At 73.8% G+C, this 15,962-nt stretch carries 19 protein-coding genes; 7 read left to right on the forward strand and 12 right to left on the reverse strand.

Going from position 1 to position 15,962, the window contains the following annotated elements:
* Positions 1-21: 21 nt before the first annotated feature.
* From ACFV2S_RS36800 to sigE, 4 genes are all read right to left on the reverse strand, one after another.
* Entirely contained in the window at positions 22-468 is a 447-nt protein-coding gene (locus ACFV2S_RS36800; protein ID WP_383795888.1) for a sec-independent translocase, read from the reverse strand.
* 91 nt (positions 469-559) lie between these two features.
* Entirely contained in the window at positions 560-2,317 is a 1,758-nt protein-coding gene (locus ACFV2S_RS36805) for a trypsin-like peptidase domain-containing protein (RefSeq protein ID WP_385570325.1), read from the reverse strand.
* A gap of 84 nt (positions 2,318-2,401) precedes the next feature.
* Positions 2,402-3,340, reverse strand: a complete 939-nt coding sequence (locus ACFV2S_RS36810) for an anti-sigma factor family protein (protein WP_385570328.1) — start codon at positions 3,338-3,340, stop codon at positions 2,402-2,404.
* The gene (gene sigE / locus ACFV2S_RS36815; protein WP_079044462.1) at positions 3,337-4,095 is read right to left on the reverse strand and encodes an RNA polymerase sigma factor SigE; all 759 of its coding nucleotides are present in this window, start codon (positions 4,093-4,095) and stop codon (positions 3,337-3,339) included. Before sigE ends, ACFV2S_RS36810 begins: the two co-directional genes overlap by 4 nt.
* A gap of 142 nt (positions 4,096-4,237) precedes the next feature.
* Between sigE and ACFV2S_RS36820 the strand changes: the two genes are divergently transcribed.
* On the forward strand, positions 4,238-4,903 hold the full coding sequence (locus ACFV2S_RS36820; protein ID WP_385570334.1) for an O-methyltransferase: 666 nt from the start codon (positions 4,238-4,240) through the stop codon (positions 4,901-4,903).
* Between the two features lie 157 nt (positions 4,904-5,060).
* Here ACFV2S_RS36820 and ACFV2S_RS36825 read toward each other — a convergent pair whose 3' ends face one another.
* Positions 5,061-5,228 carry a DUF3117 domain-containing protein gene (locus tag ACFV2S_RS36825; RefSeq protein WP_009997451.1) on the reverse strand — a complete coding sequence of 56 codons (168 nt, stop codon included), beginning with the start codon at positions 5,226-5,228 and terminating at the stop codon, positions 5,061-5,063.
* Between the two features lie 312 nt (positions 5,229-5,540).
* On the opposite strand from ACFV2S_RS36825, the gene ACFV2S_RS36830 reads away from it, so the two are divergent.
* The gene (locus ACFV2S_RS36830; RefSeq protein ID WP_385570339.1) at positions 5,541-6,344 is read left to right on the forward strand and encodes an enoyl-CoA hydratase/isomerase family protein; all 804 of its coding nucleotides are present in this window, start codon (positions 5,541-5,543) and stop codon (positions 6,342-6,344) included.
* A 27-nt stretch (positions 6,345-6,371) separates the two neighbouring features.
* On the opposite strand, the gene ACFV2S_RS36835 is transcribed toward ACFV2S_RS36830, so the two are convergent.
* On the reverse strand, positions 6,372-6,956 hold the full coding sequence (locus ACFV2S_RS36835; protein ID WP_385570343.1) for a DNA-3-methyladenine glycosylase I: 585 nt from the start codon (positions 6,954-6,956) through the stop codon (positions 6,372-6,374).
* The gene (locus ACFV2S_RS36840) at positions 6,953-7,288 is read right to left on the reverse strand and encodes a hypothetical protein (RefSeq protein WP_383795873.1); all 336 of its coding nucleotides are present in this window, start codon (positions 7,286-7,288) and stop codon (positions 6,953-6,955) included. Before ACFV2S_RS36840 ends, ACFV2S_RS36835 begins: the two co-directional genes overlap by 4 nt.
* A 103-nt stretch (positions 7,289-7,391) precedes the next feature.
* Between ACFV2S_RS36840 and folP the strand changes: the two genes are divergently transcribed.
* Positions 7,392-8,252: a dihydropteroate synthase gene (gene folP / locus ACFV2S_RS36845; protein ID WP_383795871.1), complete on the forward strand. Its 861-nt coding sequence runs from the start codon at positions 7,392-7,394 to the stop codon at positions 8,250-8,252.
* Positions 8,253-8,319: 67 nt separating this feature from the next.
* On the opposite strand, the gene ACFV2S_RS36850 is transcribed toward folP, so the two are convergent.
* Both ACFV2S_RS36850 and dapE read right to left on the reverse strand, forming a co-directional pair.
* Entirely contained in the window at positions 8,320-9,069 is a 750-nt protein-coding gene (locus tag ACFV2S_RS36850; protein WP_385570349.1) for a TIGR00730 family Rossman fold protein, read from the reverse strand.
* 84 nt (positions 9,070-9,153) lie between these two features.
* A complete protein-coding gene (gene dapE / locus ACFV2S_RS36855; protein ID WP_385570352.1) occupies positions 9,154-10,248 on the reverse strand; it encodes a succinyl-diaminopimelate desuccinylase in 1,095 nt (364 codons plus the stop codon).
* 29 nt (positions 10,249-10,277) lie between these two features.
* Between dapE and ACFV2S_RS36860 the strand changes: the two genes are divergently transcribed.
* Positions 10,278-11,216, forward strand: coding sequence for a hypothetical protein (locus ACFV2S_RS36860; protein ID WP_385570356.1), 939 nt, complete (start codon positions 10,278-10,280; stop codon positions 11,214-11,216).
* A gap of 303 nt (positions 11,217-11,519) precedes the next feature.
* The gene (locus ACFV2S_RS36865) at positions 11,520-11,981 is read left to right on the forward strand and encodes an ATP-binding protein (protein ID WP_385570359.1); all 462 of its coding nucleotides are present in this window, start codon (positions 11,520-11,522) and stop codon (positions 11,979-11,981) included.
* Between the two features lie 69 nt (positions 11,982-12,050).
* On the opposite strand, the gene ACFV2S_RS36870 is transcribed toward ACFV2S_RS36865, so the two are convergent.
* Positions 12,051-13,148: a bifunctional succinyldiaminopimelate transaminase/glutamate-prephenate aminotransferase gene (locus ACFV2S_RS36870; protein ID WP_385570362.1), complete on the reverse strand. Its 1,098-nt coding sequence runs from the start codon at positions 13,146-13,148 to the stop codon at positions 12,051-12,053.
* A gap of 82 nt (positions 13,149-13,230) precedes the next feature.
* The gene (gene fdxA, locus ACFV2S_RS36875) at positions 13,231-13,551 is read right to left on the reverse strand and encodes a ferredoxin (protein WP_015035968.1); all 321 of its coding nucleotides are present in this window, start codon (positions 13,549-13,551) and stop codon (positions 13,231-13,233) included.
* 112 nt (positions 13,552-13,663) lie between these two features.
* Here fdxA and ACFV2S_RS36880 point away from each other — a divergent pair, with 112 nt between their 5' ends.
* On the forward strand, positions 13,664-14,665 hold the full coding sequence (locus tag ACFV2S_RS36880; protein WP_385570366.1) for a GNAT family N-acetyltransferase: 1,002 nt from the start codon (positions 13,664-13,666) through the stop codon (positions 14,663-14,665).
* The gene (locus ACFV2S_RS36885; RefSeq protein ID WP_385570370.1) at positions 14,650-15,507 is read left to right on the forward strand and encodes a tetratricopeptide repeat protein; all 858 of its coding nucleotides are present in this window, start codon (positions 14,650-14,652) and stop codon (positions 15,505-15,507) included. The genes ACFV2S_RS36880 and ACFV2S_RS36885 overlap by 16 nt, the downstream gene beginning before the upstream one ends.
* On the opposite strand, the gene ACFV2S_RS36890 is transcribed toward ACFV2S_RS36885, so the two are convergent.
* Positions 15,504-15,836 carry a hypothetical protein gene (locus ACFV2S_RS36890; RefSeq protein ID WP_385570374.1) on the reverse strand — a complete coding sequence of 111 codons (333 nt, stop codon included), beginning with the start codon at positions 15,834-15,836 and terminating at the stop codon, positions 15,504-15,506. The two genes, ACFV2S_RS36885 and ACFV2S_RS36890, sit on opposite strands and share 4 nt — an antisense overlap.
* Positions 15,837-15,962: the final 126 nt, after the last annotated feature.

Genomic DNA, 15,962 nt, shown 5'->3' on the forward strand with positions numbered 1-15,962 from the left:
CGGGTCGGTGACAGGCCGTCGTCAGGTGGCGTCGGAGTCGTACGGAGGACGCTCGGGGGTGTCCGGCTTGTCCTGCTTCTTCAGCAGGTCCGGGGAGCCGTTGACCGCGGCCGGGGCGGACGCGGGCGCGGGCGTGGTCTCCCGGCCGTGCACGGCGTCGGCGACCTCGTTCATCTCCTTCTTGAGGTCGAAGGTCCCGCGCAGCTCCTTGAGCTCCTTGAGGTCCTCGTTGCCCTCCAGCTGCTTGCGGAGGAACGTCTTGGGGTTGAGGTCCTCGAACTCGAAGTCCTTGAACTCCGGTCCCAGCTCGCTGCGGATGTCCTCCTTCGCGCTGTCGGAGAACTCGCGGATCTTGCGGACGAAGCGGGAGACGTCCTGGATCACCTTCGGGAGCTTCTCCGGCCCGAAGACCAGCACGGCGAGGACGACGAGCGTCACCAGCTCGAGTGCGCCTATGTCGCTGAACACCTAGTAGCTCCTTCACGCCGGTCCAGGGCCCGGTCCACGGTACCCGCCGAAACTGCCGGACGGGTACCTCCCGGCGTCCGCCACATGGCGCTCAGGTGCCCTGGGAGGACCCGAGCGTCAACGTCTTTGTCAGCTCTTTGCCGTTCCGGGTCAGCGTGAGCTCCAGCCTGTCCCCGGGGCGGTGGGCGCGGATCTTGACGATGAGCTCCTCGCCGTTGTGCACGCGCTGGCCGTCGACCTTGGTGATGACGTCCCCGGGCCGGAGTCCCGCCTTGGCCGCGGGGCCGCCGGCGGTGACGGAGGCGGAGCCGTCCTTGCCCTTCTCGCCGACGCGGGCGCCGTCGCCGTTGAACTGCATGTCGAGGCTCACACCGATGACGGGGTGGGTCGCCTTGCCGGTGTTGATGAGCTCCTCGGCGACGCGCTTGCCCTGGTTGATCGGTATGGCGAAGCCGAGGCCGATGGAGCCGGGCTGGCTCGCGCCGGCGCCCTCGCCCTCGCCGGAGCCGCCGGCGGCGCGGATCGCGCTGTTGATGCCGATGACCCGGGCCTTGGAGTCGAGCAGCGGGCCGCCGGAGTTGCCGGGGTTGATGGGGGCGTCGGTCTGGAGGGCGTCGACGTAGCTGATGTCGCTGCCGTCGCCCTTCTCGCCGCCGGCGGTGATCGGGCGCTCCTTGGCGCTGATGATCCCGGAGGTGACGGTGTTGGAGAGGTCGAACGGGGCGCCGATGGCGACGACGGGGTCGCCGACGCGGACGTCGTCGGAGTTGCCGAGCGGGAGCGCCTTGAGGCCGGAGACGCCGGTGACCTGGACGACGGCCAGGTCGTAGCCGGTGTCCTTGCCGATGAGCTTGGCGCGGGCCGTCTCGCCGCTGGAGAACGTCACCGAGATGTCCCCGGAGGACGAGGCGCCGTCGACGACGTGGTTGTTGGTGAGGATGTGGCCCTTGGTGTCCAGCACGAAGCCGGTCCCGGTGCCGGAGGATCCGTTGCCCGTGACGTGCAGGGTGACCACGCCCGGCAGCGCGCTGGCGGCGATCCCGGCGACGCTGTCGGGCGCGCGGCCGGTGTCGCCGGCCTCGGCCTGCGGCAGCTCGACGGTGGTGAGCCCGCCGTTCCGCTCGACGTACGCGCCGATCCCGCCGCCGATGACGCCCGTGATCAGGGCGAAGACGAGTGCGCCCGCGATCGCGAGCCCCTTCCGGGACTTCTTCGCGGTCACCGGGGGGACGCCGGTCCCGGCGGCGCCCCAGGGGTCGTACTGCACCCAGGGGGCGGCCCCGCCCTGCGGCTGGGCCTGCGGCTGGGCCTGCGGCTGGGCCTGCGGCGGGTGCGACGGCTGGTGCGGCGGCTGGTGGTGCGCCTGCGGGGGTACGGAGCCGGGCGGACGCTGCACGGGCGGTGCGGGCGCCCACGGTCCCGGCTCGCCGTAGGGCGGCGTGCGGTACTCGTCGGGCGTGTGCAGGGGCTGCGGTGCGGGCGCGCCGACCGGCGCGGGGGCCGCCACGGGAGCGGCCTCCGGCGCGGGCACGGACTTCGTCAGCTCGACGGCGGGCGCGGGCTCGGGCACGGCCGGCCCGGCGGCGGGCGCGGTCTCGATGACCGGCGCGGGCGAGGCGCCGGGCGGCTCGGCGGCGGGAGCCTCGGGCACGGGACCGGCCCCGGCCGGCGGGCCCGGCTCGTCCACCGGCGCGGTCGCCGGGGGCTCCGGGGTCCGCCCCGGAGCGGACCGGGGTGCGGGCAGGGGGAAGTCACCGTCGCCCTCGTCGGCGGGCGGCGGCGTGGGTATGCGCGCCGCCTCCGGTGTGCTCGACGGCCGGCTCCACCAGTTCGGCTTCCCGTTGTCCATGCTCTCCCCGCAACCGCTGACCCGTCCGCGCCCCTGGGTCGGGCGCCCCTGTCCCTGGATTCAACCAGGTCGTGGGGGCGCGGGTCAGCGGTGGGAGCCGAGCGGTCCGGTCGACGGGCTCGCCATCGGGCCGGGCCCGGGGGCGAAGGCCAGCTGAAGGGCCGGCCCCGTCGGACGTATGAACGGCGAGAGCGCGAGGAGCGACTGCGGGGCCGTGTTCCGCAGGCGTACGGCGACCGGCGGAGCGGCCGCCGAGCGCACCGCGTCCGGCGGGACCGCGCCCGACGGCACCGTGCCCTGGCCCGCGGCCGCGACCGGCCCCTGCGGGACGGCGGCCGGGGTCGTCGCGACGAGCGGCTCGGCGGCGGCCACGGACTGGGCGCCCGACCGCTCGCCGGACCGGGTGCCGCGCCCCGTGCCCGTGGTCGTGCCCGTGCCGCCGCCGGAGGCGTTGGCACGGAGCGGGGTGACGGCGGTGCCGGTGCCCTGGCCGCCGCGTGCGCTCGCGGTCACCGAGCCTTCGAGGGGCAGGGTGCCGCCGAGGGCGATCGCCGCGAACGAGACGGCGCCGGCCGCCGCGACGGCGAAGCGCCGCCCGCGGCCGAAGTGCCCGGAGCGGTAGCCGACCTCGTGGATGCGGAAGCCCGTGCCGGCGGTGCCGGGGTGCGGGGTGACGACGGCGGCGGTGGCGAAGCCGTCGGACTTCACTCCGCCCGCGTCCAGGAGGCCTTCCAGGGGCCCGCGCGGTCCGCCGGGTCCGCCGGGCTCACCGGGTGGTCCCCCGGGGAGGCCCTGGAGCCGGGCGAGGAAGCCCTCGGACGGCGGTGGCGGGGCCGCGGAGGCGAAGACGCTCTTCAGCCTGCGCTGGGCGTCGGCCTCGGCCTTGCAGCGGGCGCAGGTCGCGAGGTGGGCGAGGACCCGCTCGCGGGCGTCGTGGCCGAGCTCGCCGTCGACGAGCGCGGCCAGCCGGTCCCCGAGGTGGTGCTCCGCGGGGGTCGGTGACGTGGGACGGGTGCCGGTCACGCTGTCCCTGCCTCCCATCCGACGGAGGCCAGGGCACGCTCCGCCCGGGCCTCGGGCGAGCGGTGCTTGAGGGCCTTGCGCAGGTGGGAGCGGCCTCGGTGGATGCGGCTGCGGACGGTGCCGAGCTTCACCCCGAGGGTCGCGGCGATCTCCTCGTACGAGAGGCCCTCGATGTCGCAGAGGACGACCGCCGCGCGGAACTCGGGCGCGAGGGTGTCGAGGGCCTGCTGGACGTCGGCGTCGAAGTGCGTGTCGTTGAACACCTGCTGCGGCGAGGGCTCACGGCTGGGGAGCCGCTCGGCCGCGTCGTCAGCGAGCGCGTCGAAGCGGATGCGCTGCTTGCGGCGGACCATGTCGAGGAACAGATTGGTGGTGATGCGGTGGAGCCAGCCCTCGAAGGTGCCCGGGGTGTACGTCGACAGCGAGCGGAAGACGCGGACGAAGACCTCCTGGGTCAGGTCCTCGGCGTCGTGCTGGTTGCCCGTCAGGCGGTAGGCGAGGCGGTAGACCCGGCCACTGTGCGTGCTGACGATCTCCTCCCAGGTGGGAGGGGTCCACGCCTGCGATTCCGCATCCGATGCGAAGGTCGCGGTGGTGGGAGCGGAGTCGGTGGAGCGGAAACGGTCAGCTGTGTCGGTCACGGATTTCGGCTCACCCGCCGACCTGAGAAGACGCCGAAGCACTCCTCCCCGATCCACAGGCGCAGCCGCACCTCCCCTGTCGGCTCTGGTGGTGTCCAGTGGAGCCCCTACCATAGCCACCTCGCCCGTTAGCTCCGGATAAGAATCTTTACGCGAATTTGGAACCGGCTCGCCCGGTGGCCTCGTGTCGCGTCCTTCCTCTGGTGAACGCCCGGTCCCATCTGCGGGTTCCCACTGACAGCGGATACAGTCACCGTTGCGTCAACTACGGGGACAGGAGAGGGCCATTACCGCCAACCGGCAGACGAGCTGGTCGTTCGCCGACGCCTTCGTCGCCGAGGACGAAGCTCTGCGCTGGGCCCGTGAGCGGGCCCGGGAGGCAGGGCTGCCCTCGGTGTCCCCGGGCACCGGTGGGGCGCTGCGCCTGCTCGCCGCGACGGCGGACGCCAAGGCGGTGGCGGAGATCGGCACCGGCACGGGCGTGTCGGGCATCTACCTGCTGCTCGGGATGCGGCCGGACGGCGTCCTGACGACGGTGGACCTCCAGCCGGAGCGGCAGCAGCTCGCCAAGACGGCGTTCCGGGCGGCGGGCTTCGCGGGCAACCGGGCCCGCTTCATCCCCGGCCGGGCCCTGGACGTGCTGCCGCGGCTGGCGGACGGCGGGTACGACCTCGTGTTCTGCGACGGCGACCGGCTGGAGTACCTGGACTACCTCGCTGAATCGTTGCGCCTGCTGCGACCGGGCGGTCTCGTCTGCTTCGAGGGGGTCTTCGCGGACGGCCGCACCGTCGATTCGGGGGCCCAGCCGGCGGAGGTCCAGCGGATCCGCGAGCTGCTGCGCGCGGTGCGGGAGAGCCAGGAGCTCGTCCCGTCCCTGCTGCCGGTGGGCGACGGCCTGCTCTGCGCGGTCCGCCGGGGCTGACCGGGCTGCCAGGCCCCGCGCCGCGCCTTCGGGCCCCGAGCCGCGCCCCCGGGGCCCCGCGCCGCCGGGCGCGCGCGTCGTACCGCCCCCGGGGACACCCCTGCCCCGGGACGGCGGACCGTACCGGGGCAGGGATGGAAACGCGGGGAGAAGAGGGTCAGCCGACGACCTTCTTGAGGGCGTCGCCCAGCGCCTCGGCCTCGTCCGGGGTCAGCTCGACGACAAGCCGACCGCCGCCTTCGAGCGGAACGCGCATGACGATGCCCCGCCCCTCCTTGGTCACCTCGAGCGGGCCGTCACCCGTCCGCGGCTTCATGGCCGCCATGCTTGTTCCCCTTCCTGAAACCAGCTCATCATCAGCCGGGCAGCTCCTTGAGACGGAGCACGCGTCACCGGCTTCGAACACATTGCTTCCAGGTCATTATCCCGCATGGCAGGACCCGATGACCAACATCGATCGGCATCGCTTGCGCAACGCGCTCCCGCAAAACCCCACATTTCGGGGATCGGCCTGCGATACTGCGCCGCTCGACGTCGGACGGAACGCCTCCATTCTTTGACGCAGCTCACATGGGCGGCACGGGTGATCTCCGCCATGCTGGGCTGGTCAACCACGCGAAGAGGCGAAGGGATCCCGATGGCCGACACGGTGCTGTACGAGGTGAGCGACGGACTCGCCACCCTCACGATCAACCGGCCCGAGGCCATGAACGCGATGAACGTGGCGGCGAAGGTCGCCCTCCGGGACGCCGCGGAGACGGCCGCGGCCGACCCCGCCGTGCGGGCGGTGCTGCTCACGGCGGCCGGTGACCGGGCGTTCTGCGTCGGCCAGGACCTGAAGGAGCACGTCGGGCTGCTCATGGCGGACCGGGACTCCGGCACCCGCGAGACCATGAACACGGTCCGTGACCACTACAACCCGATCGTGCGGGCGCTCACCGGCATGCGCAAGCCGGTCGTCGCGGGGGTGAACGGCGTCGCCGCCGGGGCCGGCTTCGGCTTCGCGCTCGCCGCGGACTACCGGGTGGTCGCGGACACGGCCTCGTTCAACACCTCGTTCGCGGGGGTGGCGCTCACCGCCGACTCCGGCGTGTCGTGGACGCTGCCCCGGCTGATCGGCGCGAGCCGCGCCTCCGACCTGCTGCTCTTCCCGCGCTCGATCGGGGCCCAGGAGGCGTACGAGCTGGGGATCGTGAACCGTCTGGTCCCGGCCGCCGACCTGGCCGCCGAGGCGGAGAAGGTGGCCCGCGCCCTCGCGGAGGGCCCGACGGTGGCGTACGCGGCCCTGAAGGAGTCCCTCGCCCACGGCGCCGACCACTCCCTCACCGAGGCCCTGGACAAGGAGGAGGAGCTCCAGACCCTGGCGGGCGCCTCCGAGGACCACACGATCGCGGTCCGCGCGTTCCTCGCGAAGGAGAGGCCGAAGTACCTGGGCCGCTGACGCCCGCCGGCCCGGGGTGCGCGGACCCTACCGCCCGCCCCGGGCCACACAGCCCGTCAGGTGGTCGTCGACCAGGCCGCAGGCCTGCATCAGGGCGTAGGCCGTGGTGGGGCCGATGAAGCGGAGGCCGCGCTTCTTGAGGGCCTTGGAGAGGGCCGTCGACTCGTCCGTCACCGCCGGGACCTCGGCGAGCGTGCGCGGCGCGGGGCGGGTCTCCGGGTCGGGGGCGTGGGACCAGACCAGCTCGTCGAGCTCGCCCGGGGCCCAGCCGGCGAGGAGTTTCGCGTTGGCCAGGGTCGCGTCGACCTTGGCGCGGTTGCGGATGATGCCCTCGTCGGCGAGGAGCCGCTCGCGGTCCGCCTCGCCGAAGGCGGCGACGGAGGCGATCTCGAAGCCGGCGAAGGCGCGCCGGAAGCCCTCGCGGCGGCGCAGGATCGTGATCCACGACAGCCCCGACTGGAAGGCCTCCAGGCAGAGCCGCTCGAACAGCGCGTCGTCGCCGTGGACCGGCCGGCCCCACTCCTCGTCGTGGTACGCGACGTAGTCCTCGGTCGACAGGCCCCAGGGGCAGCGCAGCCGTCCGTCGGGCCCGGGGATCGCCTCTCCGGTCACTTCTCGCCGCCCTCCGCGCCGTCGCCGTCACCGGCGGGGGCCGCGCCCGCGAGCGCCTCCTCCAGCTCGGCGATCCGGGCGTCGCGCTCGGCGAGTTCGGCACCGAGGCGGACGAGGACGTCGTCCACGTCGGCCATCCGGTAGCCGCGGGCGGCGACCGGGAGGCGGAGCGCCTCGACGTCGGCCCGGTCCACCGGGCGGACGGTGGGCAGGGGGTCGACGAGCTGCTCGGGCGCCACCTCGGGCAGGACCTCGCTGTCGCCGCCGCCGACCACGGCGAGGGTCACCGCGGCCACGACCACCACCATCGTGATGAGCAGAAACCAGAACACCTGCGCGCCTCTTCCCGGAGTGGAAAACGTCCCGTGCCGATCGTGCCATGCGCCACCGGCGGTTAGGGTCGCAGGCGAACGGACGCGAGGGAGGACAAAAGGGATGCTGCGCTTGGGACGGCGTGAATTCGGGCCGCACGAGCCGGTGATCATGGCCATCGTGAACCGGACGCCGGACTCCTTCTACGACCAGGGCGCGACCTTCCGGGACGAGCCGGCGCTCGCCCGGGTCGAGCAGGCCGTGGCGGAGGGGGCGGCGATCATCGACATCGGCGGGGTGAAGGCGGGCCCCGGCGAGGAGGTGACGGCCGAGGAGGAGGCGCGGCGCACGGTCGGCTTCGTCGCCGAGGTCCGCAGGCGCCACCCCGACGTGGTGATCAGCGTCGACACCTGGCGGGCGGACGTCGGCGAGGCGGTCTGCGAGGCCGGGGCGGACGTCCTGAACGACGCGTGGGGCGGGGTCGACCCGCGGCTCGCCGAGGTGGCCGCCGCGTACGGCGCGGGGCTCGTCTGCACGCACGCGGGCGGCGCGGAGCCGCGGACCCGGCCGCACCGGGTGGAGTACGAGGACGTGATGGCCGACATCCTGCGGGTCACGGTGGGGCTCGCGGAGCGCGCGGTCTCGCTCGGCGTGCGGCGGGACGGGATCATGATCGACCCCGGTCACGACTTCGGGAAGAACACCCGGCACAGCCTGGAGGCGACCCGGCGGCTCGGCGAGATGACCGCGACGGGGTGGCCGGTGCTGGTGTCGCTGTCCAACAAGGACTTCGTGGGCGAGACCCTCGACCGTCCGGTGAAGGAGCGGGTCCTCGGGACCCTGGCGACCACGGCCGTCTCCGCGTGGCTGGGCGCCCAGGTGTACCGGGTGCACGAGGTCGCCGAGACCCGTCAGGTCCTGGACATGGTGGCGTCCATCGCCGGGCACCGGGCACCGGCCGTGGCCCGGCGCGGGCTGGCGTAGGGACCGGGGGCACGGAAAGGGGGGCGCCGGGGTCCGGCGCCCCCCGTTCTCATCGGGAGGGACGGGCCTACTTGCCGGTCTCCTTCGTCACCAGGGCCACCGCCTCCTCCACGTCGTCCGTGACGTGGAAGAGCAGGAGGTCGTGCTCCGACGCCTTGCCGCCGGCGACGACCGAGTCGCGCAGCCAGTCGACCAGGCCCTTCCAGTACTGCGTGCCGAAGAGCACGATCGGGAAGCGGGTGACCTTGCGGGTCTGGACCAGGGTGAGCGCCTCGAAGAGCTCGTCGAGGGTGCCGAGGCCGCCGGGCAGGACGACGAACCCTTGCGCGTACTTCACGAACATCGTCTTCCGGACGAAGAAGTAGCGGAAGTTCACGCCGATGTCGACGTGCGGGTTCAGCCCCTGCTCGAAGGGGAGCTCGATCCCGAGGCCCACCGAGACGCCCTTGGCCTCCCTGGCCCCCTTGTTGGCCGCCTCCATGGCCCCCGGGCCGCCGCCCGTGATGACCGCGAACCCCGCCTCGACGAGCGCCCTGCCGATCCGCACGCCCGCCTCGTACTCCGGCGAGTCCGGCTTCGTGCGGGCCGAGCCGAAGACGCTGATCGCGCTCGGCAGTTCGGCGAGGGCGCCGAAGCCCTCGACGAACTCGGACTGGATGCGCATGACCCGCCAGGGGTCGGTGTGCACCCATTCCGAGTCGCCCTCGGTGTCGAGCAGCCTCTGGTCCGTGGTGCCCGGCTGGACCTGGTCCCTGCGCCTGAGCACCGGCCCGAGCCGCTGCTCCTCCGGCTTCGTCTCCCCTTCAGGGATACCCATGGCCTGCTCCCTCCGTCGATCCAACGATCTTCTGGTCCGGTCAGCGTAGGACCACAGAGGTGACGAAACGCGAAATTACGGAAGTCAGGCGGTCAGCCAGTCGCGGAGCCGTGCCTCGCAGTGGTGGATCCGCTCGACGGGGACGTGCTCGTCGCGCTTGTGCGCGTAGATCGGGTCGCCGGGGCCGTAGTTGACCGCGGGCACCCCGAGGGCGCTGAAGCGGGAGACGTCCGTCCAGCCGAACTTGGGCTGGGCGCTGCCGCCGACGGCCTTCATGAAGGCCTCGGCCGCGGGGTGGGAGAGGCCGGGGAGGGCGCCGGGGCTCTCGTCGTCGACGACGAACTCGGCGATGTCGCAGCCCTCGAAGAACTCACGGACGTAGGCCAGGGCCTCGGCCGGGGAGCGGTCGGGGGCGTACCGGTAGTTCACGGTGACGGCGCAGGCGTCGGGGATGACGTTGGTGGCGACACCGCCCTCGATCCGTACGGCGTTGAGGCCCTCGTGGTACTGGAGGCCGTCGATGACCGGCTTGCGCGGCTCGTAGGCGGCGAGGCGGGCGAGGATCGGGGCGGCGGTGTGGATGGCGTTGGACCCCATCCAGGAGCGCGCGGAGTGGGCGCGCTCGCCGGCGGTGTGCAGGATGACGCGCAGGGTGCCCTGGCAGCCGCCCTCGACCTGGGCGTCGGAGGGCTCCAGGAGGACGGCGAAGTCTCCTTCGAGCCAGTCGGGGTGCGCGGCGGCGATCTTCCCGAGGCCGTTGAGGTCGGCGGCGACCTCCTCGTTGTCGTAGAAGACGAAGGTGAGGTCGCGGTTGGGCTCGGGGACGGTGGCGGCGACGCGCAGCTGGACGGCGACCCCGGACTTCATGTCGGAGGTGCCGCAGCCCCAGAGGACGCCGTCCTCGTCGAGGCGCGAGGGCACGTTGTCGGCGATCGGCACGGTGTCGATGTGGCCGGCGAGGACGACGCGCTCGCCGCGGCCGAGGTTCGTCCGGGCGACGACGTTGTTCCCGTACCGGTCGACGGTCAGGTGCGGCAGGAGGCGCAGGGCCCGCTCGATCGCGTCGGCGAGCGGCTGCTCGGTCCCGCTGACGGAGGGGAAGTCGACGAGGGCGGCGGTGAGCGCGCCCCCGTCCAGGGAGAGGTCGAGGACGCCGTCGAGCGGGGTGATGTCTGCCATGTGCCGACCCTAACGCGGCCTCCAGTACGGTGGGCCCCGTGTCCGAGCCCACCCGCCCCCGCCGTCGCGGCCGCCTCGCCCGTTCCGCGGCCGCCCTCGCCGCGCTCCTCGGCCTCGCCTCGTACGTGGCGTTCCACCAGATGACGGGCAGCACGGGCTCGCCCCGGTGCACGGTGGGCAGCGGGGACAACCGGTACGAGTTCACTCCGGAGCAGGCGTCCAACGCGGCGACGATCGCGGCGGTGGGCACGACCCGGGGCCTGCCCGAGCGGGCGGTGACGATCGCGCTGGCGACCGCGCTGCAGGAGTCGGCGCTGCGGAACATCGAGCACGGCGACCGGGACTCGCTGGGGCTGTTCCAGCAGCGGCCCTCGCAGGGCTGGGGGAAGCCGGAGCAGATCATGGACCCGGTGTACGCGTCGGGGAAGTTCTACGAGGGCCTGGAGAAGGTCCCGGGGTACTCGCGGCTGCCGCTGACGGTGGCGGCGCAGAAGGTGCAGCGGAGCGGCTTCCCGCAGGCGTACGCGAAGCACGAGCCGGACGCCACGCTGCTGTCGGCCGCGCTGACGGGCCGGTCGGCGGCGGCGCTGACCTGCACGGCGAGCACGGTGGAGGACCGGCCGGGCGATCCCGAGCAGGTGCGCCGGGAGCTGGTGCGGGCCTTCGGCGAGAAGGCGGCGCCGAAGCTGGTGACGGGCGGCCCGAGCGCCGGGCGTTCGGCCGCGGAGCCGCCGGTGCTCATGGTGCCGGTGCGGACGGCGGGGGGCGCGCCGGGGGCCGGTGCGGACGAGCGGCGCGGCTGGGAGCTGGCGCAGTGGTCGGTGGCGCGGGCGGACGGGCTGCGCATCTCGGAGGTCGCGTTCGGCGACCGGGTGTGGCGTGCGGGCGAGGCCCGCGGGGGCTGGTCGAAGGCCTCGGGCGCGAGCGCCGCGGGCCCCGGTTCCGTGCGCGTGCGGCTCGCCCCGTAGCCGCGACGGGCCGAGCACGCGTACGGTCCGTCACCCGGTCGTGTCATGCCCCCGGCGCGCGACGGAGGACATTCGCGCGCCCTTCGAGCCGCCTTTTCCGTACGTCACTCCTGACCCTCAATCCCCTTGCGGCACAAGGGAAGTGACGGTTCGCCAGGGCCTCACGCAATGACACGTTCGTCCGTTTTCCTCCCCACCCGACAATACGACGCATTGCCAATTCTTTGCCTTCGGTCGCCGCAACCTCCCCCGCCCCAGGGCCGGTTGTCACGGCGTAATCGTCCTCTCCGCCGAAGGAGCACCATGTCCCTCTCCCTGACCCGCCGGATCGCCCGAGCCGCCCTCATCGTCGCGGCCGGAGCAGCCCCCGTGGTCGGTGCGGCCGGCTCCGCGAGCGCCCTGGACCAGGGCCTCGCGCCGACCGGCGCCCTCGGCGGCGTGACCGCCCTGGACGCCGCCGGCGCGGGGACCGCCCTCGACGGCGCCTCGCAGACCGCGGCCGGCGTGGTCGGCGAGACCGGCAGCAAGGCCGTCGGCACGGCCGTCCCCGCCGCCGGCAAGACCGTCGGCACGGCCGGCAAGACCGCCACCCCCGCCGCGCAGGAGGTCGTCGGAAAGACGGCCGGCAGCACGGGCGAGGTCGTCGGCCAGACCGCCGGCGCCGCCGCCGAGAGCACCGAGGCCCCCACCGGCGGCGCCCTGGGCGGCGGCCTGGGCGGCCTCCCGACCGGTCAGACCCTGGGCGGCCTGCCGATCGGCGGCTGAGCCCGGCAGAACGCCCGGAGGGCCCGGGGAGCGTGTGCTCCCCGGGCCCTCCGGTGCAGGTCGGCCGGGTCAGCCCAGGCGCTTGACCGCGGCCCCGACCCGCTCGTCCGTCGCCGTGAACGCCACCCGCACGAACCGCTCCCCGGCCTCGCCGTAGAAGTCGCCGGGCGCCACCAGGATGCCCTTCTCCGCCAGGTACGCCACGGTCTCCCAGCACGGCTCGTCCCGCGTCGCCCACAGGTACAGGCTGGCCTCGCTGTGCTCGATCCGGAAGCCGTGCGCCTCCAGGGCCGCCCGCAGCGCCGCCCGCCGGGCCGCGTACCGCTCGCGCTGCTCCGCCACGTGGGCGTCGTCGCCGAGCGCCGCCACCGTCGCCGCCTGCACCGGCGCCGCCGTCATCATGCCGCCGTGCTTGCGGATCTGGAGCAGCTCGCCCAGGACGGCCGCGTCGCCCGCGACGAACGCGGCCCGGTAGCCGGCCAGGTTGGAGCGCTTCGACAGCGAGTGGACCGCGACGATCCCCTCGTACGACCCGCCGCAGACGTCCGGGTGCAGGACCGAGACCGGGTCGGCCTCCCAGCCCAGCTCCAGGTAGCACTCGTCGGAGAAGACGAGGACGCCGTGCTCGCGCGCCCAGGCCACGATCCGGGTCAGCTCGTCCTTCCCGAGGACCTTGCCGGTCGGGTTGGACGGGGAGTTGAGCCAGAGCAGCTTCACCGCGGCCGGGTCGAGGTCCGCGACCGGGTCGTCGTAGACGACGGGCGTCGCGCCGCAGAGCCGCGCGCCGACCTCGTACGTCGGGTACGCGAGCCGCGGGTAGGCGACCGCGTCACCGGCGCCGAGCCCCAGCTGCGTCGGCAGCCAGGCCACCAGCTCCTTGGAACCGACCACCGGCAGCACGTTCTCGTGGGCGAAGCCCACCGCGCCCAGACGCCGCTCGCACCAGCCGGTGAGCGCGTCCCGCAGCTCCTGCGTGCCCCACACCGTGGGATAGCCCGGCGAGTCCGCGGCCGCGACCAGGGCCTCCTGGATCAGCGCGGGAACCGGGTCCACGGGGGTGCCGACGGACAGGTCCACGATTCCGTCCGGATGCGCCGCGGCCGTCTTCTTGTACGGCTCCAGCTTGTCCCAGGGGAAGACGGGAAGGCGCGAAGAGACTGCGCTCACGGGATGGCTCACTTCCTCGTACGTACGGAAAACGCTTCGGCCCCGTACAGCGGCGAGGCCGTACGGGACCGAGAGCGGACGATCAGCCGTTCTGCGGCGGCAGGGCGGCGATGAAGGGGTGGTCGCGCTCGATCTCGCCGAGCTTGGAGGCACCACCGGGCGAACCGAGCTCGTCGAAGAACTCGACGTTCGCCTTGTAGTAGTCCTTCCACTCCTCCGGGGTGTCGTCCTCGTAGAAGATCGCCTCGACCGGGCAGACCGGCTCACAGGCCCCGCAGTCGACGCATTCGTCCGGGTGGATGTACAAGGACCGCTTGCCCTCGTAGATGCAGTCGACGGGGCACTCCTCGATGCACGCCTTGTCCTTGACGTCGACACAAGGCTGCGCGATGACGTAGGTCACGCTGTCGTTCCTCCTCGATAGGGCTGGTCTGCGCGGGAGCGCGGCGTCGTCGATGCCCGCACCTAGTATCTCCGTTCTTGGGGGCGATCCGAACAGGAGGGGCGGAGAAGCTGTGGAAATCACCGGCGGAGGGCGCCTTGAGGTCCGAATTACCAGCGCTGACGTGGGAAAACGTGTCTCCGTTCGGTACGTGACGGACTCGGCGGAAGCGGGCGGCAGGTTCACCGACGCGGTCGGGGTTCTCACATCATGGGACGCGGGTGTGCTGCTGATCACACGAAAGAGCGGTGAAGGCGTCCGGATCGCGGAATCCGCGCTGGCCGCGGCGAAGGTCGTCCCCGCCGCGCCGGCCCGCCGCCGGGGCCCCTCGGCCACCTTCCCGGAGCTCGCCCGCGCCACCGCGCGCGCGTGGCAGCCGGTCGAGAGCGAGGCCCTCGGCGCGTGGACCCTGCGGGCCGCCGACGGATTCACCCGCCGCGCCAACTCCGTCCTCCCGCTCGGCGATCCGGGGATGCCCGTCGCCGACGCCCTGGCGCACGTGCGCGCCTGGTACGCCGCCCGGAAGCTCCCCGCGTACGTCCAGACCTCCACCGGCGCCGAGGGCACCCAGGAGCTGCTGTGCGCCGCCCTCGACCGGCACGGCTGGCGGCGCGAGGTGTCCGCCGAGGTGCGGATCGCGGCGCTCGCCCCGATCGGCGACCTGGACGCCGACGTCTCCCCCGTACGCCTCTCCCGGACCGTCGACGAGGCCTGGCTGCGCCGCTACCAGCGCTTCGAGGACGCGAGCCCGGCCGTCCGCTCCGTCCTCGCGTCCGGTCCGAGCGTGTGGTTCGCGTCCGTCGCGGGCACGGGAGAGGCACCGGCCGCGATCGGCCGCTGTGTGGTCGACGGGCGCTGGGCCGGCTTCATGGCGGTCGAGGTCGACCCCGGGCAGCGGCGCCGGGGCCTGGCGACGGCCGTCATGACCGCGCTCGCCCGGCAGGCGCTCGACGAGGGCGCCTCGGCGGCCTGGCTCCAGGTCGAGGCGGACAACGACGGCGCGCGGGCGCTGTACGACGGGATGGGCTTCGCGCCGCACCACCACTACCACCACTACCGATGGGCGGAGGCGTGAGCGAGGACGTACCACCACCGGACGCGGACGACTGGCGGCGGGAGTTCGCCGAGGAGGCCAGGGCCGAGCGGCCCGACCTCGCCCGGCTCTGCCTGCTGATCGGCGCCGTGGCCGACCCCGCCGTCACCCGGCACGAGCTCGACGAGGCCGAGATCGAACTCGACCGGCTCGCCGGGCTCGTCCCGTACGCGACCCGGATCACCGGCGACTGGGCCACCGAACTCGCCGCGCTCCTCGGCCGCCACGAGGGCTTCGAGGGCGTGCCCGCCGACTACCAGCGTCTGGAGTCCTCGCTGCTCCACGAGGTCCTCCGGCACCGCCGGGGGCTGCCCATCCTGCTCTCCGTCGTCTGGATGGAGGTCGCCCGCCGGGCCGGCGCCCCCGTGTACGGGCTCGGCCTGCCCGGCCACTTCGTCGTCGGCTTCGGCGACCCGGCCGACCTGGACCTCGCCGACCCGTTCGCGGGCGGGCGGGCCATGACGGGCACGGACGCCGAGCTCCTGGTGACGAGCGCGACGGGCGAGGCCCTGGACCGCTCGATGCTCCGGCCGGCCGAACCGGGCGCGATCGTCCTGCGGATCCTCAACAACATCCGCGCCTGGGCGGCCCCCCGCCCCGAGCGCTCCGACGTGGCCCTGTGGGCGGTGGAACTCGCCCTGCTGCTCCCCTCCCACCCCGCGAGGCTCCGCTACGAGCGGGCCGAGCTGCTGGTCCAGCGCGGCGCGTTCCTCACGGGCGCGGTGGAGATGGAGGCGTACGCGGAGGTGATGGACGCGGTGGACCCGGAGTCGGCGACGGCCATCCGCCGCCGGGCACAGGCGGCGCGGGCGCTGCTGAACTAGTGAGCCGTCCCGCCCGGTCGGCCCGGACTCCCGACGCAGCCGAGCAACCTGACCTCAGCGGTCCAGGACCGCTCGTCGTGCGGCGGCTCCCACACCACGTCGACCTCGGCCCCGTGGAAGTCCCGGGCCAGCTCCCGCACCATCAGGGCCGCGGCGGCCCGCGCCTCGCGCGGGTCGGCGACGGCGGGGACATGGGGCAGGGCGCCACAGGCGATGCCGCCCTTCACGTCCAGCACGCTGCACCGCCAGCCGTCGGGCGTGGACAGCAGGACCAGCCCCTTGGGCAGCGGGAAGGGCGGCCGTCGCTTCTTCTCCCGGCGTCGTCGCATGGGCCCGATTGAACCGGAGCCCGCCCGAACGCGCGCGCGCCGGCGGCCGCGCGCCGGCCGCGGGGGGGCGGGGGTCGCGGGCGGGGGGCACCGACCGCGCCGCGGCGGCCGGTGTGGTGGGTGGGG

The sequence above is a fragment of the Streptomyces sp. NPDC059695 genome (assembly GCF_042733785.1).
Classification (GTDB): Bacteria; Actinomycetota; Actinomycetes; order Streptomycetales; family Streptomycetaceae; genus Streptomyces.